At 41.5% G+C, this 21700-nt stretch carries 18 protein-coding genes and 1 other annotated feature; of the genes, 13 read left to right on the top strand and 5 right to left on the bottom strand.

What is annotated here, in order from left to right; all coding sequences use genetic code 11:
* Positions 1 to 37: 37 nt before the first annotated feature.
* The 3 genes from secA (at position 38) to QSJ46_RS02150 (ending at position 5650) form a co-directional block, all read left to right on the top strand.
* Positions 38 to 2563: a preprotein translocase subunit SecA gene (secA, locus tag QSJ46_RS02160; RefSeq protein ID WP_047201868.1), complete on the top strand. Its 2526-nt coding sequence runs from the start codon at positions 38 to 40 to the stop codon at positions 2561 to 2563.
* Positions 2564 to 2630: 67 nt separating this feature from the next.
* A protein-coding gene (gene prfB / locus QSJ46_RS02155) for a peptide chain release factor 2 (protein WP_098677688.1) occupies positions 2631 to 3732 on the top strand; the annotation gives its coding sequence in 2 pieces (ribosomal slippage) (positions 2631 to 2702 and positions 2704 to 3732; 1101 coding nt in all).
* Positions 3733 to 3856: 124 nt separating this feature from the next.
* A complete protein-coding gene (locus tag QSJ46_RS02150) occupies positions 3857 to 5650 on the top strand; it encodes a M3 family oligoendopeptidase (RefSeq protein ID WP_285604210.1) in 1794 nt (597 codons plus the stop codon).
* A 16-nt stretch (positions 5651 to 5666) separates the two neighbouring features.
* Here QSJ46_RS02150 and QSJ46_RS02145 read toward each other — a convergent pair whose 3' ends face one another.
* Positions 5667 to 6401 carry an alpha/beta family hydrolase gene (locus QSJ46_RS02145; protein ID WP_285604209.1) on the bottom strand — a complete coding sequence of 245 codons (735 nt, stop codon included), beginning with the start codon at positions 6399 to 6401 and terminating at the stop codon, positions 5667 to 5669.
* A 189-nt stretch (positions 6402 to 6590) separates the two neighbouring features.
* Here QSJ46_RS02145 and QSJ46_RS02140 point away from each other — a divergent pair, with 189 nt between their 5' ends.
* The 5 genes from QSJ46_RS02140 (at position 6591) to QSJ46_RS02120 (ending at position 11142) form a co-directional block, all read left to right on the top strand.
* Positions 6591 to 7439, top strand: coding sequence for a YitT family protein (locus tag QSJ46_RS02140; protein WP_047201865.1), 849 nt, complete (start codon positions 6591 to 6593; stop codon positions 7437 to 7439).
* A gap of 48 nt (positions 7440 to 7487) precedes the next feature.
* Positions 7488 to 7817: a cytochrome c551 gene (cccB, locus tag QSJ46_RS02135; protein ID WP_058837547.1), complete on the top strand. Its 330-nt coding sequence runs from the start codon at positions 7488 to 7490 to the stop codon at positions 7815 to 7817.
* 382 nt (positions 7818 to 8199) lie between these two features.
* Positions 8200 to 8886: a cell division ATP-binding protein FtsE gene (gene ftsE, locus QSJ46_RS02130; protein ID WP_047201864.1), complete on the top strand. Its 687-nt coding sequence runs from the start codon at positions 8200 to 8202 to the stop codon at positions 8884 to 8886.
* Entirely contained in the window at positions 8879 to 9769 is an 891-nt protein-coding gene (gene ftsX, locus QSJ46_RS02125) for a permease-like cell division protein FtsX (protein ID WP_047201863.1), read from the top strand. Before ftsE ends, ftsX begins: the two co-directional genes overlap by 8 nt.
* Before the next feature lie 110 nt (positions 9770 to 9879).
* Positions 9880 to 11142 carry a murein hydrolase activator EnvC family protein gene (locus QSJ46_RS02120; RefSeq protein WP_039181752.1) on the top strand — a complete coding sequence of 421 codons (1263 nt, stop codon included), beginning with the start codon at positions 9880 to 9882 and terminating at the stop codon, positions 11140 to 11142.
* 49 nt (positions 11143 to 11191) lie between these two features.
* Here QSJ46_RS02120 and QSJ46_RS02115 read toward each other — a convergent pair whose 3' ends face one another.
* Positions 11192 to 11932: a sulfite exporter TauE/SafE family protein gene (locus tag QSJ46_RS02115; RefSeq protein WP_024423598.1), complete on the bottom strand. Its 741-nt coding sequence runs from the start codon at positions 11930 to 11932 to the stop codon at positions 11192 to 11194.
* A gap of 153 nt (positions 11933 to 12085) precedes the next feature.
* Between QSJ46_RS02115 and ctpB the strand changes: the two genes are divergently transcribed.
* The 3 genes from ctpB to QSJ46_RS02100 all read left to right on the top strand — a co-directional run bounded on the left by ctpB (position 12086) and on the right by QSJ46_RS02100 (position 15488).
* Positions 12086 to 13534: a carboxy-terminal processing protease CtpB gene (gene ctpB, locus QSJ46_RS02110; protein ID WP_047201861.1), complete on the top strand. Its 1449-nt coding sequence runs from the start codon at positions 12086 to 12088 to the stop codon at positions 13532 to 13534.
* Between the two features lie 344 nt (positions 13535 to 13878).
* Complete coding sequence (locus tag QSJ46_RS02105; RefSeq protein WP_003212923.1) at positions 13879 to 14232, top strand: swarming motility protein SwrAA; 354 nt, start codon at positions 13879 to 13881, stop codon at positions 14230 to 14232.
* A gap of 68 nt (positions 14233 to 14300) precedes the next feature.
* A complete protein-coding gene (locus QSJ46_RS02100; protein ID WP_024426241.1) occupies positions 14301 to 15488 on the top strand; it encodes a PDZ domain-containing protein in 1188 nt (395 codons plus the stop codon).
* Between the two features lie 9 nt (positions 15489 to 15497).
* On the opposite strand, the gene QSJ46_RS02095 is transcribed toward QSJ46_RS02100, so the two are convergent.
* Complete coding sequence (locus QSJ46_RS02095; RefSeq protein ID WP_024423595.1) at positions 15498 to 15863, bottom strand: winged helix-turn-helix transcriptional regulator; 366 nt, start codon at positions 15861 to 15863, stop codon at positions 15498 to 15500.
* A 228-nt stretch (positions 15864 to 16091) separates the two neighbouring features.
* Between QSJ46_RS02095 and QSJ46_RS02090 the strand changes: the two genes are divergently transcribed.
* A complete protein-coding gene (locus QSJ46_RS02090; protein ID WP_285604208.1) occupies positions 16092 to 16766 on the top strand; it encodes an NAD(P)H-dependent oxidoreductase in 675 nt (224 codons plus the stop codon).
* Positions 16767 to 16855: 89 nt separating this feature from the next.
* Positions 16856 to 17080: a binding site (T-box leader), on the top strand.
* 75 nt (positions 17081 to 17155) lie between these two features.
* Positions 17156 to 18505 carry an amino acid permease gene (locus tag QSJ46_RS02085; RefSeq protein WP_047201859.1) on the top strand — a complete coding sequence of 450 codons (1350 nt, stop codon included), beginning with the start codon at positions 17156 to 17158 and terminating at the stop codon, positions 18503 to 18505.
* Positions 18506 to 18549: 44 nt separating this feature from the next.
* On the opposite strand, the gene QSJ46_RS02080 is transcribed toward QSJ46_RS02085, so the two are convergent.
* Both QSJ46_RS02080 and QSJ46_RS02075 read right to left on the bottom strand, forming a co-directional pair.
* On the bottom strand, positions 18550 to 19542 hold the full coding sequence (locus QSJ46_RS02080; RefSeq protein WP_212039650.1) for a glycosyltransferase family 2 protein: 993 nt from the start codon (positions 19540 to 19542) through the stop codon (positions 18550 to 18552).
* 31 nt (positions 19543 to 19573) lie between these two features.
* Positions 19574 to 21688 carry an ArnT family glycosyltransferase gene (locus QSJ46_RS02075; RefSeq protein WP_285604207.1) on the bottom strand — a complete coding sequence of 705 codons (2115 nt, stop codon included), beginning with the start codon at positions 21686 to 21688 and terminating at the stop codon, positions 19574 to 19576.
* Positions 21689 to 21700 lie beyond the last annotated feature (12 nt).

Here is a 21700-nt window from a genome sequence, read left to right as displayed (position 1 = left end):
TGCCGAAAAATTGCATGAAATAGAGGAGCGTTATTATATGCTTGGAATCTTAAACAAAGTGTTTGATCCTACGAAACGTACGATCAGCCGATATGAAAAAAAGGCAAATGAAATCGAAGCTCTCGCTCAAGATTTTGAAAAATTATCTGACGAGGCTTTACGAAATAAAACGATTGAATTGAAAGAAAAACTTGAAAAAGGACAATCCGTGGATGACCTGTTGGTTGAAGCATTTGCTACGGTTCGCGAGGCTTCCCGCCGCGTAACAGGAATGTTCCCATTTAAGGTGCAGCTCATGGGGGGGATCGCACTTCACGAAGGCAACATCGCTGAAATGAAAACAGGTGAAGGGAAAACATTGACATCAACAATGCCTGTTTATTTAAATGCTCTTTCTGGAAAAGGCGTCCACATCGTGACAGTCAACGAATATTTGGCAAGCCGTGATGCGCAGGAAATGGGCAAAATTTTTGAATTTCTTGGTTTAACGGTCGGCTTAAACTTAAACAGCTTAGACAAAGATGAAAAAAGAGAAGCGTACGCCGCTGATATCACGTATTCAACAAACAATGAACTCGGCTTTGACTATTTACGAGATAACATGGTGCTTTACAAAGAGCAGATGGTTCAGAGACCACTTCATTATGCTGTGATCGATGAGGTTGACTCCATTTTAATTGATGAAGCGAGAACACCTCTTATTATTTCTGGACAAGCTGCGAAATCAACAAAGCTTTACGTACAAGCCAATGCATTTGTCCGTACATTAAAAATCGAAGATGATTTCACGTATGATATTAAAACAAAAAGTGTGCAGCTGACTGAAAGCGGAATGACGAAGGCGGAAAAAGCTTTCGGTATTGAGAACCTGTTTGATGTCAAACATGTCGCGCTCAACCATCACATCGCTCAGGCGCTGAAAGCACATGTTGCGATGCAAAAAGACGTGGATTATGTGGTAGAAGAAGGCCAAGTAGTCATCGTTGACTCCTTCACAGGACGTTTAATGAAAGGACGCCGTTATAGTGAAGGTCTGCATCAAGCCATCGAAGCAAAAGAAGGTCTTGAAGTGCAGAACGAAAGCATGACACTAGCAACAATTACGTTCCAGAACTACTTCCGTATGTATGAAAAGTTATCTGGTATGACTGGTACAGCAAAAACGGAAGAAGAAGAATTCCGTAACATTTACAACATGCAGGTTGTGTCAATCCCGACCAATCAACCAGTAGTTCGTGATGACAGACCTGATTTAATTTACCGCACAATGGATGGTAAATTTAAAGCAGTGGCTGAGGATGTTGCGCAGCGCTATATGACAGGACAGCCAGTTCTTGTCGGAACAGTAGCAGTTGAGACATCTGAGCTTATTTCTAAGCTGCTTAAAAATAAAGGCATTCCTCATCAAGTGTTAAACGCGAAAAACCATGAGCGTGAAGCACAAATTATTGAAGAGGCTGGTCAAAAAGGTGCTGTGACCATTGCGACAAACATGGCAGGACGTGGTACTGACATCAAGCTTGGAGAAGGTGTAAAAGAACTTGGAGGTCTGGCTGTTATCGGGACAGAGCGTCATGAATCCCGTCGTATTGATAACCAGCTTCGCGGACGTTCTGGACGTCAAGGAGACCCAGGGATTACCCAATTCTATCTATCCATGGAAGATGAATTGATGCGCCGATTTGGTGCAGAGCGAACGATGGCGATGCTTGACCGCTTTGGCATGGATGACTCTACACCAATCCAAAGTAAAATGGTGTCTAAAGCCGTTGAATCATCTCAAAAACGTGTAGAGGGGAACAACTTTGATTCCCGTAAGCAGCTTCTGCAATATGACGATGTGCTTCGTCAACAGCGTGAAGTGATCTACAAACAGCGTTTTGAAGTCATCGATTCCGACAACTTAAAATCAATTGTCATCAATATGATCCAATCTTCAATTGAGCGTGCTGTGGGATCTTATACGCCAAAAGAAGAGCTGCCTGAAGAATGGAAACTAGATGGTCTTGTTGAATTAATCAACACGAACTATTTAGACGAAGGTGCCATCACGGTCAAAGATATCTTCGGTAAAGAAGCAGATGAAATCACAACTTTCATCATGGATCGTATTAAAGAAAAATACGATGCAAAAGAAGAAACATTTGGCGAAGAACAAATGCGTGAATTTGAAAAAGTCATCGTTCTTCGTGCGGTGGATTCGAAGTGGATGGACCATATCGATGCAATGGATCAGCTGCGTCAAGGTATTCATTTACGTGCGTATGCACAAACGAATCCGCTTCGTGAATACCAAATGGAAGGATTTGCGATGTTTGAGCATATGGTTGCTTCAATTGAAGATGATGTGGCTAAGTATGTCTTGAAATCAGAAATCCAAAACAACCTAGAACGCGAAGAAGTGGTTCAAGGTCAAACAACCGCTCATCAGCCACAAGAGGGCGATGAGGAGAAGACAGTGAAGAAAAAGCCGGTACGTAAAGTCGTAGACATTGGACGAAACTCTCCATGTCACTGCGGAAGCGGCAAGAAATATAAAAATTGTCATGGGAAGACAGAATAAGTAATGGAAAGAGGTGAAAACCTCTTTCTATTCATGTCAGCCCCCATACATCTATGAGGTGAAGGATATGGAATTAGTAGAAATTAGACAAGAGCTTGAAAATATGGCTAGCAGGCTAGCTGATTTTAGGGGGTCTCTTTGACTTAGAAACAAAAGAAGCCAAAATCGCAGAGCTTGAAGCGACGATGTCAGAGGCTGATTTTTGGAATGATCAGCAAAAGGCTCAAGGCGTTATCAATGAAGCCAATGCACTGAAGGATTCTGTGAATTCCTATCATGAGCTCAGTGAATCACATGAAGAGCTGCAAATGACGCATGACTTATTAAAGGAAGATTATGACGAGGAGCTTCATGCAGAGCTTGAAAAAGAGCTGAAGAACTTAACGAAGCAATTTAACGAATTTGAGCTGCAGCTTCTCTTAAGCGAACCTTATGATAAAAACAATGCCATTCTGGAGCTTCACCCAGGTGCAGGCGGTACCGAATCACAGGACTGGGGTTCTATGCTTCTGAGAATGTACACTCGCTGGGCAGAGCGCAGAGGCTTTAAGGTCGAAACGCTTGATTACCTTCCAGGTGATGAGGCAGGAATTAAGTCGGTGACATTGCTTATCAAAGGGCATAATGCGTACGGTTATTTAAAAGCAGAAAAAGGTGTCCATCGTTTGGTCCGTATTTCTCCTTTTGATTCATCTGGCCGTAGACATACATCCTTCGTTTCATGTGATGTTATGCCGGAATTCAATGAAGAAATTGATATTGATATTCGCACAGAGGATATCAAGGTGGATACGTATCGTGCAAGTGGAGCTGGCGGTCAGCACGTCAATACGACGGACTCTGCTGTTCGTATCACACACATTCCAACCAATGTCGTCGTGACGTGCCAAACAGAAAGATCACAAATCAAAAACAGAGAACGTGCGATGAAAATGCTGAAATCGAAACTTTATCAAAAACGGATCGAAGAACAGCAGGCAGAATTGGATGAAATCAGAGGAGAGCAAAAAGAAATTGGCTGGGGAAGCCAGATTCGCTCTTATGTATTCCACCCTTATTCTCTTGTGAAAGACCATCGAACCAATACGGAGATGGGAAATGTTCAAGCGGTGATGGATGGAGATTTAGATTCATTTATCGATGCATACCTACGTTCGAAATTATCATAAAAACTCGGCTTCTTGCCGGGTTTTTTTAATTGTGAGAAAATATAATGAATATAAAGGAATACATACGACATACTGATTCTATATCCTTTGTATGATGAAATTAGTAAATAAAGGGGGAAATATTTTGGGATTAACACCATTGCAAGAAACGTGGGATTTAGATGCCTTTTTTAAAGGAGGCAGTTCTTCACCAGAATTTAAGACATACCTGCAAACCATTCAGCAGCTATTAGATGAATTACGACAAAAGGTGGATGCCTTTTCAAAAGAAGATACACACATTGAAAGCAAATTAACGTCTGTCCTTGACACGTATGAAACTACATATAAAAAATTGTCTCAAGCAGGTTCATATGTATCCTGTCTCCAAGCTCAAAATACGAAGGATATGAAAGCAGGCAGCCTTCGAGGTACGATTGCCAAGCTAGAAGCGGATTTAGGAACCATCCTTGCACTGTTTGATCAAGCGCTTGCTGCTATTTCTGCAAACAAGTGGGAAGAACTGATGAATTCAGCAGCCTTTTCAGATGTCCGCTACATATTAAATGAGCGAAGAGACCGTGTGAAGGATCAATTACCTGTTGAACAAGAAACACTGATTCAAAAGCTGGCTGTAGATGGTTACCATGCGTGGGATGAGCTTTATTCCAGCTTAGTGAATAAAATTACCATTCCGTTTGAACAGCATGGTGAAACGCAGATGATCTCTGTAGGCCAAGCGGAAAATGCTATGGATGATTCAGATCGTGAAGTCAGAAAAGCCGTTTACCACAACCTAGAGCATGCATGGACGCAGGATGAACATTTATTTGCAAGTACGCTCAACCACCTAGCTGGTTTTCGTTTGCAAGTGTATGAAGCAAGAGGCTGGGATCACATTTTAAAAGAGCCGCTTGAAATTTGCCGTATGAAACAAGAAACCCTTGATACAATGTGGTCTGTGATTGATGAACATAAGCAGCCATTCATTGATTATTTACACCGAAAAGCTGAGATGCTTGGAGTGGATAAGCTGAGCTGGTTCGATGTTGGGGCTCCTATCGGCAGTGAGACCAAAATCTATCCTTATCAAGAAGCAGCTGCTTTTATTGTGAAACATTTCGCTGGATTTGGAGAAGAGCTCGCTGCTTTTACAGAAAAAGCCTTTAACGAACGCTGGGTAGAAGCTGAGGACCGTCCAAACAAACGGGTAGGCGGCTTTTGTACAAATTTCCCTGACAGCGGAGAATCACGCATTTTTATGACCTTCTCAGGAAGTCCATCCAATGTGGCGACACTAGCGCATGAGCTTGGTCATTCATTCCATCAGGACGTGATGCAGGATGTTCGCATTCTGAATCGCAAATACGCAATGAATGTAGCTGAAACAGCGTCCACCTTCGCAGAAATGATTGTAGCTGATGCTTCATTAAAAGAAGCGGCAAATGAAGAGGAGCGTCTCAGCTTGTTAGAGGATAAGCTGCAGCGCAGTGTAGCATTCTTCATGAACATTCAATCTCGTTTCTTATTTGAACAGCGATTTTATGAAGAGCGTAAACAAGGAGAAGTGCCGGCTGACCGATTGAATGAATTGATGGTCGAAGCGCAGAAGGAAGCGTTTGGTGACTCATTAGATGAATACCATCCTCATTTCTGGGCGTCTAAGCTGCATTTCCATATCACGAATGTTCCATTTTATAATTTCCCATACACCTTTGGATACATGTTCTCGTTAGGAATTTATGCAAAAGCATTGCAGGCTGGTACATCGTTTGAAGAGAAATACATTGCATTATTAAAAGATACTGCTTCAATGACAGTGGAAGATTTAGCTAAAAAGCATCTAGGCGTCGACCTTACCCAAAAAGCATTTTGGGAAGAAGCCATTCGTTTGGCTGTAGCAGATGCTGAAGAATTTTTAGAAGTGACGAAAAAATAAAAGTGAAAAGCTCCCGTTATGGGAGCTTTTTTGCTGGATTCAGCCAATCCAGCATTGTCTGAATGAGATCATTTTGCTGAGACAGGGCTGGAATGTCCGCCGGCTGATCTCCTTTTTGTTTGCCATACATGCCAAATTGCGCATGATTCCCGCCTTTTATTTCATGATAAACGGTTTGAGACGGCAGATTTGCTTTCGATTTTTTGATTTTCTCTTGTGTTGCCAGCCCATCCTTTTCACCTGAAATAGAGAGGACTTTTAGTGACGATTGTTTCAGGTCATCTGATGCTGGATAAGATGCTAGGAAAAAGAGTCCATCTAGCTTGCTCTGATTTTTTTCTGCAAACATAGCGGCAGCTGCTCCGCCAAGTGAATGCCCGCCAATATACCAGTGTTTGATCGTTTGATGATCTTTGATGATGTCCTGTGCTTTGTTTGGATTGAAGATCGCAAAGGAAAATGGCATGTCAGGGATAAAGACAGAGTAGCCTTTTTTCATCAGCGTATCCCCAATATAGGCATACGCAAGTGGTTCCACCTTTGCCCCAGGATAGAGAATGATGCCAGTATCACTTTTTGATGCTTCAAAAGTATAAACATCGTTTTTATGTTCCACTTGCTCCATGTTCACCTGTTTTTTTAATGCTTCTGATGGTCCGTATGTAAAGCGGCTCCATATATAGAAAGCACCAAAAGCTAAGATGATCAGTGCAAGTAATGTCATACCTGTTATCTTCAGTATTTTCTTCATCGCATGCCCCTTCTTTCTCATGTACATATTAAATATACCATCATTTACTCCTATGCCAACTGGCAAGTACGCTGATCCGTCTGTGTGATAAAGTATTAATCCATTAGCACTGCATTTGGCTGTTATTTACAATCGTTTTAAGAGGGCTTAAAATAGGTGTGCATTCAGAAGTAACGGAGGAAGAAAGACATGAAGCAGGGATATTCACAATTTTGGATTGAAGTGAAAAATTATTTGTTCATTTTAATCGGATCTGCCATTGTGGCGATTGGATTTAATACGTTATTATTGCCGAATCAGATTGCAGCAGGCGGTGTGAGCGGAATTAGTACCATTATGCAGTCATTCGGCTTTGAAGCAGCGTATGTGCAATGGGGGCTCAATATTCCGCTGTTTATCGCTGGCTTTTATTTATTAGGCGGTACATTTGGAGTGAAAACACTCGTTGGCTCGATTTTTTTACCTTTCATGGTGTTTGTCACACGACATATTGCACCTGTCACACACGAAGCGCTGCTGGCAGCTATTTTTGGCGGTGTGGTCATTGGAATCGGTATAGGGCTCGTGTTCCTTGGGAATGGATCAACAGGTGGAACGGCACTCGCTGCCAAAATCATCAATAAGTACACCGGACTCACGCTAGGCACATGCTTAGCGATGATGGATGGTTTGATTGTTCTGGCTGCAATGACGGTCTTTGGAATAGAAGAGGGGCTATACGCGGTCATTGGTGTGTTTATTTCGAGTAAAACGATTGATGTGGTACAGGCTGGCTTCAGTCATTCGAAAATGGCGATGATCATTACAGGGCATGAAGATGAGGTCAGACAGGCAGTTTTTGATCAAATTGACCGCGGTGTGACGAAGATCTCAGCAGTCGGAGGGTATACCGATCATGACCGCCCAATTTTGATGTGTGTCGTTGGGCAGTCACAATTCACAAAGTTGAAACAAGTGGTGAAAGCAATCGATGCATCAGCATTTGTCATTGTAATGGATGCAAAAGAGGTGCTTGGTGAGGGTTTTAAAAGGGCATAAACAAGGATATAATAGCGTTGACCAAATGATTGTAAGGGAGGGAAATAGATGAAAAAAAGCGGATTAACGATGCTATTTGCAGCAATGCTTCTTGTTCTCGCGGCTTGTGGAGGAAATTCAAGCAGCAGCGAAAAAGAAGGCAGCAAAAGTGCTTCATCTGTGAGCAGTGGTGAGGAGATCTATCAGCAAAACTGTATTGGCTGTCATGGGAAAGACCTATCTGGCGGAGGCGGACCAAGCCTGAAAGAAGTAGGGAAGAAATATAATGAAAGCCAAATCGCAGATATTGCGCAAAACGGTAAAGGCTCTATGCCAAGCGGAATGGTAGATGAGAAGCAAGCAAAAGAAGTAGCAAAATGGCTTGCAGAGAAAAAATAAAACCTTTGTCTAATCGACAAGGTTTTTTTGTTTTTTATATGTAGAAAAAGACTTTTGGATAGTATGAAAACGCATTATATTAAATTTTATTTAAAAAATAAGGGTATAAAGGCACGTTTTTCGGTTTTGATTGTTCTATTTACCTTTTATTTATAAGTTTTGAAATATAAATGTAATACCATTGCGTCGATTCATGACGTATAATTGGAGTTGTTGAAAATGAGACGATTCAATTTTTTCATCTTTTTGGATGAAAAGGACATAAATTGCTAGTAAGTATCGAAGGGTATGTGCGTAACCATACATAACGTTTTTTGACGAGAAGTGTCAAAACATCATGATAAGCTGTTAGTCAGCGAATAAGAAAAGATTAGGTGATTACATGATTCAAATGAAGGAAGTCTACAAGATCTATCCTAATGGCGTAAAGGCGATCAATGGAATCAATGTCTCTATCCATCCAGGAGAGTTTGTGTATGTTGTTGGTCCCAGTGGTGCTGGTAAATCCACTTTCATCAAAATGATGTATCGTGAAGAGAAGCCAACCAAAGGGCAAATCTTAATTAATAACAAAGATTTAGGTTCAATGAAGGAAAAAGAAATTCCTTACGTAAGAAGAGAAATTGGCGTAGTATTCCAAGATTTCAAACTACTTCCAACTCTTACTGTGTTTGAGAATGTTGCATTTGCTCTTGAAGTGATTGGTGAACAGCCTCATATCATTAAGAAAAAAGTGCTTGATGTTCTCGATCTGGTCCAGCTAAAACACAGAGCGCGCCAATTTCCTGACCAGCTGTCCGGCGGTGAACAGCAGCGTGTATCTATCGCTCGGTCGATCGTCAATAGCCCTGAGGTCGTCATTGCAGATGAGCCGACAGGAAACCTTGATCCAGACACTTCCTGGGAAATCATGAAGACGCTCGAGGATATTAATAACCGCGGAACAACAGTGGTTATGGCGACACACAACAAAGAAATTGTAAACACCATGAAGAAACGCGTCATCGCAATCGAAGATGGAATGATTGTGCGTGACGAAGCAAGAGGGGAGTACGGAATTTATGATTAAAACTCTCTCGCGGCATTTACGTGAGAGCTTCCGTTCACTAGGAAGAAACACGTGGATGACTTTTGCATCAATTAGTGCGGTTACTGTCACATTGATTTTAGTTGGGGTTTTCCTTGTGATTATGCTCAACTTGAATAACATGGCATCGAACGCTGAAAAAGAAGTAGAAGTAAAAGTATTAATCGAATTAACGGCGAATCAAAAGCAGCAGGATGAATTAAAAGCAGAAATTGAAAAGATTCCTGAAATCAGTAATGTGAAGTACTCATCTAAGGATGACGAACTGAAAGCTCTGATTAAAAGCTTCGGAGAAAATGGACAATCCATGGGACTTGTTGATCAAGAAAATCCATTAAACGATGCGTTCATTGTGAAAACAACAGATCCTCACGATACACCAAAAGTAGCGAAGAAATTAGAAAACCTAAAGGGTACATATAAAGTAACCTATGGGAAAGAAGAGGTCAGCCGACTCTTTAATGTAGTCGGAGTAGCGCGTAATGTCGGCATTGTGCTCATTATTGGGCTGTTATTTACAGCTATGTTCTTAATCTCCAATACGATCAAAATTACCATCTTTGCTAGACGTAAAGAAATTGAGATTATGAAGCTGGTAGGTGCAACGAACTGGTTTATTCGCTGGCCATTCTTCATTGAAGGATTATTGCTTGGTGTATTTGGTTCCATTGTACCTATTGCTCTATTGCTTGGCACGTATCAATATGCAGTGGGCTGGGTCGCACCGAGAGTACAAGGCTCATTTATTTCAATGCTTCCATACAACCCGTTTGTCTATCAAGTATCACTGATCCTGCTAGTGATCGGTGCAATCATTGGGGTATGGGGAAGCTTAACGTCTATCCGTAAATTCTTAAAAGTATAAATATATTTTGATGGCAGCACTCGAGGATTCTATAGAAGATGTGACCGGTTGATCCGATTCATCCGGTCGGCTCTTCATGTCGACAGTTGTCATGGGAGGGGAATATCGTTTTGAAAAGAAAGCTGATGATGGCTGGAATGGCAGCGTTTATTGGAACAACGTGGCTATACATTCCAGGGAACGAGAATCGTGCATTCGCATACGAAGACCTAGATCAAAAACGTCAACAAATCGAAGAGAAAACATCGAAGACTGAATCAAACTTGAAGAAGAAGAAGTCAGAGCTGGCAAAGCTTGAAAAGAAAGAATCAAAGCTCAAGAAAGAAATTGAACAAATTGACCAAAAGGTAAGTACTGCAACTGAAAAAGTCGCTGAAAAAGAGAAAGAAGTTAAAAAAACGAAGCAAGAGATCAAACAGCTGAAAAAAGACATTCAAGTCATCAATGAGCGAATTGAAAAAAGAAAAGCCATTTTCAAAGACCGAATTCGTTCTATGCAAAAAAGTGGCGGTACGATCAACTATTTAGATGTGCTGCTAGGTGCTCGCAGCTTTAGTGATTTTGTCGGTCGTGTTGGGGCTGTCACAACGATTGTCGAAGCAGACAAAGACATGATTACAGAACATGAAAATGATTTAAAGCTGGTGGAGCAAAAAGAAGCAGAGCTAAATAATCAGCTAAGTGGACTTGAAACATCTCTGAAAGAGCTAGAAGCACTGAAAAAAGATTTATCTAAGAAGCATAAAGAAAAAGAACACATTTTAGGTGATGTGACAGATAAAAAAAATCATGCACATGATGAACTAGGCAAGCTTGAGAATGAACAAGAAATTCTTGCGAACCAAAAAGCGGCTGTGAAGTCTGAGGAAGCACACCGTCAAAAGGAAGAAGCGGCGAAAGCAAAACAAGCAGCTGAAAAAAATGCACCTGCACCTCGTAGCGGCGGCTCAGATCAAGTATCTGATACACCAGCAAGCAGCTCAGGCTTTATTAAACCAGCTGCAGGGCGTTTCTCATCTGGCTTTGGCGGACGTTCTGGCGGAAACCACTTCGGATTAGATATTGCAGCAAAAGGCACAGTTCCTGTCTATGCAGCAGCATCTGGAACCGTCACAAACTCAAGCTACTCATCGAGCTACGGAAATGTTGTGTTCATTACGCACAATATCAATGGACAGACATATCAAACTGTATACGCCCACCTGTCTACAAGAAGTGTGTCAACAGGACAGAGAGTTGAACAAGGACAATTCCTTGGCTATATGGGAAATACCGGCCAATCACATGGTCAGCATCTTCATTTTGAAATTCATAAAGGATTATGGAATGGCGCGAAATCAAATGCAGTCAATCCAGCGCAATATATCCGCTAATCAAAAAGCCGATAACATAACGTTATCGGCTTTTTTGGTCTAGATAGAATTAAAATAACAGCAGTAACCCGGCAATAATAGGTGTTAACAGAACAGCTGATTTCAATAAGAGCTTCGGTGCAAGGCGTGTGAATTTCGCGCCGATAAATGCGCCTAAGACGGTTCCAATTAATATTTGGATCAGCAAGATAAAATCAACATAGCCCTCTGAAATATATCCAATTCCACCGCCGATGGAAATCGGAATAATGACAAGCATCGTCGTGCCAACAGCTTGCCGAATCGACAGCTTCAGTAAAATCAAAAGTCCTACTTGAATAAATGGTGCAGACCCGATACCAAACATGCCTGACAGCATTCCAGACACAAGGCCTAAAATAATGCCTCTTGTCATCAGCTGGCGTGAAGAAAGCGGCTGCTGCTCAGCCTCTTCATTAAGAACAAATAGTTTGATCATCATAAAAACAGCGGATAAAAAAAGCATCCCTGCTGTTAAATAGTGCAGACTCTCTTCTGGAATAAAAGGAGCGACTTTAGCCCCAGCAAAAGAAGCAATACAAGCCAGAGCCCCGACAATCAAACCAGATTTCAGCTGAATGTTCCCTTCCCTGTAGTGGCTGTATGCACCTGATAGTGTCGTAAATGCCATAGCGGCTAATGACGTCCCGAGTGCTGTATGGATAGGGATATCAAAAATTAATGTAAGCAATGCGATGACAAATCCCGCCCCGCCTGCTCCTACAAAACCTAATAAAATTCCTAATAAAAGCATCGTCAAGATAATATACATAGCGAAGACTCCTTCTCAATCATAACAAAATAAAAATTACACCTAATAAAATGATTCGTCAAGCCTTCACGGGAGAATGTCTTTACATGAAATCCCTTCTTCTGGCATATAATAACTCAGGTCATCAGGAAGAGTTGAAGAAGGAGGCCAAATATGAAAAAACAAATCGCATCTATTATGGCAAGTGTCGTTCTCTTAATAAGTGCAGGTGTGATGACGCATAAAGAGGGAACTCATGCGGAGTCACTGCAAGCAGCTGCTGTAATGGCTGGACAAGCTCAATCAAGTGATAAGGCGAAAGAGAATGGGATGGAAAAGATCGAGAAAGCCTATGACCTTATTTCGAATGAATATGTAGAGGAAGTGGATCGCCAAAAGCTGCTTGAAGGCGCGATCCAAGGAATGCTTTCGACGTTAAACGATCCATATTCAGTATACATGGACAAGCAAACCGCAAAGCAATTTTCTGATTCGCTTGATTCTTCCTTTGAGGGAATTGGGGCAGAAGTGGGGATGGATGAAGGAAAGATCATTATCGTCTCCGCCTTTAAAAAATCCCCTGCGGCAAAAGCGGGTCTAAAGCCGAAAGATGAAGTCATCAGCATTGACGGTGAACCGATGAAAGAAAAAAGCTTAAACGATGCTGTGCTTAAAATAAGAGGGAAAAAAGGAACGTCTGTCGCCTTAACAATCAAACGAAATGGGATTGAAAAAGAGCTAACGTTCCATATCAAACGAGAGGAAATCCCGCTTGAAACAGTGACTTCTTCTGTAAAAGAGGTCAATGGGCATAAAACAGGCTATATTGCGATCTCCAGCTTCTCTGAAGATACGGCGAAGGATTTCACGTCAAGCTTGAAACAGCTCGAGAAAAAGGGCATAGAAGGCCTTGTACTGGATGTGAGAGGAAACCCTGGCGGCTATCTGCAAAGTGTGGAAGATATTTTGAAGCATTTTATTACGAAGGATCAGCCCTATATTCAAATCGCAGAACGGAATGGCGACCGGAAACGATATTTTTCAAAACTGAAAGAACAAAAGCCTTACCCAGTCAATGTCTTAATTGATAAAGGCAGTGCTTCCGCTTCGGAAATACTTGCTGGAGCCATGAAAGAAGCCGGAAAGTATGAAGTTGTCGGTGATGTCTCCTTTGGAAAAGGAACTGTGCAGCAGGCGGTTCCGATGGGAGATGGAAGTAATATTAAATTAACGCTGTATAAATGGCTCACGCCAAAAGGCAATTGGATTCACAAAAAAGGCGTCGTACCGACAATTGCGATTCATCAGCCGGATTACTTTACCGCAGGTCCGCTTCAGCTAAAAGAACCGCTTCAGCTTGATATGAACAATGAGGAAGTGAGACAAGCCCAGACGCTGTTAAAGGGATTGTCATTTGACCCTGGCAGAGTAGATGGATACTTTGATGAAGAAACGAAAAAGGCCGTACTTGCCTTCCAAAGCACATACAATCTCGATAAATCAGGTGTCATTGATTTGAAAACAGCGGAAATGATGAACAAAATGGTGGATGAAGTGAAATCATACGAAAAAAATGACCTTCAATTACAGACTGCACTAAAAGCACTATATCTTAAAAAATAAAGAGGCGAATAATAGCCTCTTTTTTTTGGTTCATAAGTGTCATGAACATGTAATAATTTATGATTAAAAATAAATTATATCGAGAAATATATTCATTTATTTTACAAAAAACATAACATTCCTTCGATTTTACCCGATAACATATGTATATAAGAGACTTTCTGTTGATTTAAACATGTCATGAAAATGAAACTTTTGAAAGTTGTATGTTACATAAATAATTCTTACAATAAAAAGTAGCACTCATTTTAAATATTTTATTTTTTGCGGATATTCAGCTTGAGCATTAAGCTGTACCGAGGTTTGCGCTTTTCTTAAAAGAACTAGTAAATGGGGGTACACAATTGAAAAGGGCAAGTATTGTGAGAGAGAAAAAATATTACGAGTTGGTAGAGGAACTTAAGAGTCGTTCGAAAGATGTGACGTTTTCCGCTACAAAGGCATTAAGTCTGCTCATGCTGTTAAGCAGGTACTTGGTCAATTACACAACGGTAGAATCAGTCGACGAAATCGATGAAGACTGTGCTGAGATATACTTCAATTATTTAATGGATAATCATAAGAGACTTGGTATAAACTTAACCGACATCAAGAGGTCGATGCAGCTGCTCGGCGGCATACTAGATGTAGATGTCAATCACTACTTAAAAGATTTTTCACTGTCGAATGTCACACTTTGGATGAATCAGGAGAAATAAACCTGATGTCAAGCATCGATTTATTTGATAGAATAAGAGAAAATGCTTGACTTGGGCGGTGAACGATAATGAGCTCGGAGTGGATGGGAGCCGGATTAAAAGCGGTCGGTCTGTTTTTAATCCATCCTCTTTTTTATTTCATGATATTAATCAGCCTATTGCATGGCTACATCCGCGTAAAGCGGGAGAGAAAAGCGTTTCAAACAAGAATAGAAGATGTATACGATGAACTTAAATTTACATATTCAAAGGGATGGATTCTAGGGATATGCCTATCCGTCATTTCAGTAGGCTTAGGGATTGCCCTCCCCCCTGGATTCATCGTGCTGATTGCAGCGATGACCATCGTTTTCTCTTTATTCTTTAAGGCGAGTGCGCTTTCGTCTGCATACACACTCGGTTTCAGTTTTATTGCGGCACTTGGACTGATGCATTTCCAAGTGAGTCATTCTTGGCTGCCGCAGCTCTCAATGATGAATGCATCAGCCGTTGTCATTCTGCTAGGACTTTTATTAATGACCGAGGGGATCCTAGCCTATCGAACGGCGCATTTACGTACATCGCCTGCTATGGTGATGAGTGCGAGAGGACTTTTAATTGGTCAGCAGCGGGCAAACCGTCTGTGGCTTTTACCGCTTGTTTTGCTGATGCCGGCAGGTGAATTCACTTCTTCTCTGCCATGGTGGCCGGTGCTTCAAGTGCATGATCAAAGCTTTTCATTTATTTTGATTCCTTATATCATCGGATTCGGTCAGAGAATTCAAGGCTCACTGCCAATTGTTAGTATTCAAATTACAGCGCGGCGTATTCTCATGCTCGGACTCGCTGTCGCCTTATTAGGTGCTGCAAGTATTTGGTTTGAACCGATTGCTTGGGGAGCTGTATTGATTGCGGTGATAGGAAGAGCCTTTCTCTCATGGAAGCAGAGGGTCAATGACAATGCTGCCCCGTTCTACTTCTCTAAGCGTAATCAAGGGCTGATGGTGCTAGGAATTATTCCAAATACACCAGCGGCTGATTTAAAGCTTGAGATCGGAGAAGTCATTACAAAAGTGAATGGAATTGAGGTAAAAACCGTTTCGGAATTTTATGAAGCCCTTCAAACCAATCGTGCTCTGACAAAGCTCGAGATCATTGGCTTAAATGGTCAGACAAGATTTGAGAAACGTGCTTCTTACGAAGGGGAGCATCATCAGCTTGGCATCCTGTTTGTAAAGGATGATCCACAGCAAGAACCAACGGCAATTTCATCTTAAAAAAAGCTGCTAGAGATGGCAGCTTTTTTCTTTTGGGCGCGCTTCTTTCCCATAGGATTCGCCCCATTCACGCATGGCGAAGATGATAGGCTTTAAGGTATTTCCGAGAGAAGTGAGTGAATATTCGACACGAGGGGGGACCTCCTCATAGACTTCTCTATGAACGACGCCGTCTTGTTCAAGCTCACGCAATTGCAGTGTGAGGACACGCTGAGAAATTCTTGGCAGAAGCCGGCGCAATTCATTGTAGCGTTTTGGTCCGCAAGTCAAATGATAAAGGATCACTCCTTTCCATTTCCCTCCGATGACACTTGTCGTCACTGAAACGGGACAGCCATGATTAACAATACTGACTGGATTGGATGGTGCACTCATCTTAAGACTCCTTTCTAAGGCAAATTTGGTGATATACGAACAAGATGGTAACTAACGAACAAAAATGTGCGTACTTGAATCACCCGAAGCTTTTCTTATACCATAGAGATATCACATCACACATTCGGGCTGTTTGTTTTCTTATCATAACAATTTCTATATGTGAATGGAAAGAAATTGGATTGATGAAACACACACCCTCATTGGTTAATAGAAAGGATGAATACAATGCGAGACAAAGAACAATTAAAAAAAGAAATCATTGAGGCGTATGAGTTCCGCCATGCGACAAAAGAGTTTGATCCAGCGAAAAAAATATCAGAGGATGATTTTGCGTTTATTTTAGAAACAGGAAGACTTTCCCCAAGCTCTGTAGGGTTTGAACCTTGGAAGTTCCTCGTTGTTCAAAATGAAGCATTTAGAGAAAAATTAAAAGAGTATACATGGGGAGCGCAAAAGCAGCTTCCGACTGCGAGCCATTTTGTGATCATCTTGGCAAGAACAGACGCCCGTTATGATTCAGCATATGCAGAATACATCAACAAGCAAATCAAAGGAATGTCAGACGAAACGTTCGAGATGGTGAAGGGACGCTACCAAGAATTCCAAGAGAATGATCTTCATTTGTTAGAAAATGAACGTACGCTCTTTGATTGGGCTTCAAAACAAACGTATATTGCCCTTGGAAACATGATGACAGCCGCTGCACAGATTGGGATTGATTCATGCCCAGTCGAGGGATTCAGCTACGATGAGATTCATCGCATTCTAGATGAAGAAGGGCTGCTTGAGGATGGTCAGTATGATATTTCTGTCATGGCAGCCTTTGGTTATCGTGTGACCGAGCCGAAGCGCGGCAAAACACGCCGTCCGATGGATGAAGTAGCTGTTTGGATTCGTTAAAAGAGAATGTCTGAAAAAGGATGTTGACAATTGCGTGGTTAGTCAGTATATTTAAAAAATAAAATCTTTGATGAATATACAAATGGACTATAAACGCTTTGACTTGAGAATAGTAGATGAACATCCGTTTTTTAAGAGAGCTGCGGGTTGGTGCAACGCAGTAAAACGAATCATTGAACTCGCTCAAAGAGCGGTAAGACTGAATGAATAGTAAGTCTTTACGTGTGACCTCCGTTAACGGGTTTTAAGATGGATTCAGCTATGGTTGAATCAATTAGAGTGGTAACGCGGTTGCAAGGTCAGTCGTCTCTTCAAGGAGATGACTGGCCTTTTTATATGCTTTTATCTTATATTTGTCTGAAGATTCAAATTTAAAGGAGCTAAAGAAAATGGAAAAGGAACATGTGCAGTTAAAACGAACAATGACGTCAAGGCATATTATGATGCTCGCACTTGGCGGTGCAATTGGTGCTGGTCTGTTTAAAGGAAGCAGCTCTGCTATTGATATCGCAGGTCCTGCTGTCATTTTGGCATATATGATTGGTGGACTTATTTTATTATTTATTATGCAAGGACTTGCCGAAATGACGGTTGCACGACCTGGCGCAAGAACGTTTCGTGATTTAATTGAACCTGTGTTAGGTAAATATCCGGCTTATTTCTTAGACTGGATATACTGGAAAATGTGGGTGCTGAACATTGCAGCAGAAGCGATCGTGTCTGCGATCTTTATTCAGTACTGGTTCCCACAGGTGCCGATTTGGACACTTGTGTTAATCATTTCACTAGTTGTGACATTGATCAATGTATGTTCTGTTAAAATGTTTGCTGAGACAGAGTACTGGTTAGCCTCTATTAAAATTGCTGTTATTATTTTATTTATTATTATTGGGTTAACCATGTTGTTTGTCTCATTCGGACAGCATGCAGCACCGGGATTATCCAACTTAACCGGTCACGGAGGATTTTTCCCGAATGGAACGGGCGGCTTAATTGCGGCCATGCTTGTTGTGGTGTATTCATATGGCGGGACTGAAATGATTGGGGTCACATTAGCAGAAACAAAAAACCCTGAAAAAGTCATCCCAAAGGCCATTCAAAGTACATTTGTACGAATCATTGGTTTCTATGTACTGCCGTTCTTCATCATCGTCAGTTTGATTCCTTGGAATCAAGTAAACAATGAGCAAGTGAGTCCATTCGTCACCGTGTTTGCAACAATTGGCGTGCCATACGCAAGTGATATCATGAACGGTATCATTTTACTAGCGATCTTGTCTTCTATGAACTCTGGACTGTACGCATCCTCAAGGGTACTTTATACGCAAGCGATGGATGGACGAGTATGGAAGGGCTTTTCAAAGCTATCAAAACAGCAGGTGCCTGTTAGAGCAATCCTAGTGTGTACATCTACATTGTATGCCGCTGTATTGATTTCTCTTTTTGTAGGCAGTCAAACTTTTAATTATTTAATGGGATCTTTAAGCTATACGGTCTTATTCATCTGGTTTATTATTGCTGTCGGGCATTTAAAATCTCGAAGTGTAGCAGAACCAGGAGGATATCGTGTGAAGCTGTATCCTTTTACAACATGGTTTTCTGTGATTGCGATCATTGCCATTTTCATCGGCGTTGTGTCAACAACTCCAATTGTCCAAACAATGGTCACAATGGGCATTTATCTGATTATTACTCTTTCTTTCTTCATTAACAGAAAGCGGTTTGAAACAGCTGCTTAATACAAAAAGCGTGCGGGACCTTGAAAGAGGTCTCACACGCTTTTTTAATGCTGTTTGTATTGCTTGAAATGAACAGGGGGTTGAACAGGAAGTGGCTTTGATTGAAGCCCGTAACTCTCTCTTATGATGTAAAGTGGTCGATCTTTTGCCTCGTCGTAGATTCGGCCGATGTATTCCCCAATCATTCCCAGCATAAAGAGGATAATGCCGCTAAAGAACAGCTGTATGACAATTAATGAACTCCATCCTGTAATGGTGCTGTTTGTAAAAAGCTTTAAGTAAAGTACAAGAAACATTGAAATGAATCCGATAGCGGAAAGGGCAATTCCTGCTAAACTCGCTAGCTTCAAAGGTTTATAGGAAAAGGAAGTGATTCCATCCATCGAGAGCTTAAGCATCTTTTTGAGCGGATATTTTGTTTCTCCTGCTAGACGTTCATCTCGAACGTACTCTACTGCAATTTGTTTGAAACCTACCCAGCTGACTAGGCCGCGAACAAATGGATTTTTTTCTCGTATTTTTCTCATTTCATGGCACACTCTACGATCTATTAACCTGAAGTCACCGGTGTCGATTGGGATATCTACTTCGGTGATCTGACGTAAAACGCGATAGAAAAGGGAAGCGGTTTGCTTTTTGAAAAAAGTTTCGCCTTTTCGTTTGGTGCGCACGGCGTATACGACTTCATAGCCTTCTTTCCATTTTGCGATCATCTCTAATATCAATTCAGGCGGATCTTGTAGGTCTGCATCTATCACGATGACAGCTTCTCCCTTTGCATAATCCATCCCAGCTGTAATTGCAATTTGGTGTCCGAAGTTACGTGAGAAATCAATGAGTCTTACATTCGGATCGTTTTGGGAATACCCTTTAATTAGTTCAGCTGTTCGATCCATACTACCGTCATTGACGAAGAGAAGCTCGTATGCTTCTCCCGTCGAATCCATGACTGTTTTCAGTCGCTGATAGGATTCATGGATCACAAGTTCTTCATTATAGACTGGGACTACAATAGAATATCGTATGTTCTTTTCCATCAGTCATCGTTCCTCCCTTTTAATAGATGAATTAATCAACGGATAGTTCATAAAGAGTGCCGCTCTCCATTCCGCCCATTCGTCCATTTGACTGATCATTTTGTTCTGATTGTTGGCTGTCTGTTTGCTGGTTCGTTTTGGATGTAGAGCTGTTCTGCCATTTAGAAGCAGATACTTCTTTGCCATTTTTTTGAATCCAAGTTAGAATGTCAGAACTGCCGCCTCTCATACCAGTAAGATAGAAATATTTGATTTTGCCGTCTTTGACGAGCTGTTTGAATTCACTAAGCGTGAGAATGTTATCAGATCCACTAAATCCACCTAATGCCATAACAGCTTTTCCTGTTTTAATAATGTAAGGTGAAGCAGTGGTTGCATCTGTTGTTCCGAATAGGAATTCTTCTCCCGTATTGTTTTTCTCAAGATAGCTGATCAACTTTTCATTGACTTGTGAACTCATGCTGCCACTTGAAGTGGCAAGCTGAGGACCAGCCTCTGGAAGCATACTGTTTCCTCCATAAAGAAGAGGTGTGCTTGCCCAGTATAGTGGTGCAATCAGCATGCAAAGGATGGCGATGAGAGACACGAATTGTTTTCGTTTTTCTTTTCCTTTTATCAAAAGTAGAGAAAGGATTGTTCCAACACCAATGATACCGACTGCAATGCTTAGTCCAAGACCGATCGCGCTTGTAAAAGTGGGTAGGATAAAGATTTCAAATGCTGTTGTAACGAATATCGCAATTGGAAGCAGCCATTTTTTAAACCCAGTTCCTGTTTGAAATAATTGTGTCATAGAAACCCATCCGGCTCCTGCTAAAACAGCAATTGGCGGTGCCAGCATGATCAAATAATAATGATGGAAAAATCCTGCTACACTGAAAAATGCAGCAACAGGTATAAGCCAAGCTAACCAAAATAGAGTTTCTTTTTGTTTTGTATTGAGACGTCTTCTTTCAAAGGCAGTCGAGAAGAAGATACCAATCGCACCGAAGATTGCAAATGGAAGCAGCCAGCTGATTTGATCGGATAGTTCAGATTGGAATAAACGTAGCGGTCCCTTGGTTCCTGTACCAAACATGCCGGACCCATTTCCCATTTTTCCGCCCACGCCATTTGGCGGTCCATCACCATTACCGCCAAATGGCATATCAGGTGGTGTTGTGCCGTTTGCACTGCTTGGGGGTCCTTGCATTGAAGGCTGTTCCTGACTGGATGATTGGTTTGAATTGTCTGAGTTGTTTTGATTTCCATTAGATGGCGGCTGAGGCATGGTGGATGAATCATTGTCATTTTGCTGATCACCCTGCTGTGAAGGGGGCTGTCCCTCATCCTGATTTGAGCCGCCTCCCCCGCCAGACTGTTGACCAGTCAACCGCTGAAGACCGTTGTAACCAAAGGCTAATTCTAGTGCTGAGTTCGATTGACTTGATCCCATATAAGGGCGATTGTCTTTATAAGTGAGATCAACCGCTATAGACCAAGAAGCAGACACACCTAAAAGAACAATCATTGAAATCATCAGTGATAACAACTTTTTCTTCCATGTCGTTCTGTAGGCAATGATGTAAAAAAGAATGAGTGCTGGTACGATCATATAGGCTTGTAGCATTTTTGTATTAAAGCCGACGCCAATCATCGCAAACGAAACAATCGCCCAAAGAACCTTTTGCTGTTTTACAGCCTTGAACATCATTCCTGTTGCTAGTAAAAGTATAAAGACAAGTAAGCTGTCAATATTATTTGTGCGAGATACAGCAACCGCAATAGGTGTACACGCCATGATAAGTGCCGCTAATCTTGCCGCTGTTTGACCAAAAGTTGGTTTGACAAGACGATAGATCAGATAAACAGATCCAATGCCTGCTAAAGCTTGAGGCAAGATGACGCTCCATCCATGGAGACCAAAAATTTTGGCACTGATCGTTTGCAGCCAGAAGGTGAGCGGGGGTTTATCCACCGTGACATATCCTGCTGGATCAAATGACACAAAGAAGAAATTATGCCAGCTTTGCATCATACTTGTGACAGCCGCAGTATAATACGCATTCACCGTATCATCTTCCCAAATGTTATAAATGTTTAAGATGGCAGATAAGATCAATATGAAAAATAAATAAATATCAAATTTCTGAAAACGTCTGATCAAAAGCATGTCACT

This window comes from Bacillus sp. YKCMOAS1 (assembly GCF_030268125.1).
Classification (GTDB): Bacteria; Bacillota; Bacilli; order Bacillales; family Bacillaceae; genus Bacillus; species Bacillus safensis.
Note: the sequence above shows the minus strand (reverse complement) of the source record. Positions and strands in the feature narration are given on the sequence as shown.

Excerpts from the sequence above, each read along its gene's own strand:
- secA (WP_047201868.1), top strand. The coding sequence starts at position 38 with ATGCTTGGAATCTTAAACAAAGTGTTTGATCCTACGAAACGTACGATC.
- QSJ46_RS02145 (WP_285604209.1), bottom strand. The coding sequence starts at position 6,401 with ATGAAGAAAATACTGAAGATAACAGGTATGACATTACTTGCACTGATC.
- QSJ46_RS02140 (WP_047201865.1), top strand. The coding sequence starts at position 6,591 with ATGAAGCAGGGATATTCACAATTTTGGATTGAAGTGAAAAATTATTTG.
- cccB (WP_058837547.1), top strand. The coding sequence starts at position 7,488 with ATGAAAAAAAGCGGATTAACGATGCTATTTGCAGCAATGCTTCTTGTT.
- ftsE (WP_047201864.1), top strand. The coding sequence starts at position 8,200 with ATGATTCAAATGAAGGAAGTCTACAAGATCTATCCTAATGGCGTAAAG.
- ftsX (WP_047201863.1), top strand. The coding sequence starts at position 8,879 with ATGATTAAAACTCTCTCGCGGCATTTACGTGAGAGCTTCCGTTCACTA.
- QSJ46_RS02115 (WP_024423598.1), bottom strand. The coding sequence starts at position 11,932 with ATGTATATTATCTTGACGATGCTTTTATTAGGAATTTTATTAGGTTTT.
- ctpB (WP_047201861.1), top strand. The coding sequence starts at position 12,086 with ATGAAAAAACAAATCGCATCTATTATGGCAAGTGTCGTTCTCTTAATA.
- QSJ46_RS02100 (WP_024426241.1), top strand. The coding sequence starts at position 14,301 with ATGAGCTCGGAGTGGATGGGAGCCGGATTAAAAGCGGTCGGTCTGTTT.
- QSJ46_RS02095 (WP_024423595.1), bottom strand. The coding sequence starts at position 15,863 with ATGAGTGCACCATCCAATCCAGTCAGTATTGTTAATCATGGCTGTCCC.
- QSJ46_RS02090 (WP_285604208.1), top strand. The coding sequence starts at position 16,092 with ATGCGAGACAAAGAACAATTAAAAAAAGAAATCATTGAGGCGTATGAG.
- QSJ46_RS02085 (WP_047201859.1), top strand. The coding sequence starts at position 17,156 with ATGGAAAAGGAACATGTGCAGTTAAAACGAACAATGACGTCAAGGCAT.
- QSJ46_RS02080 (WP_212039650.1), bottom strand. The coding sequence starts at position 19,542 with ATGGAAAAGAACATACGATATTCTATTGTAGTCCCAGTCTATAATGAA.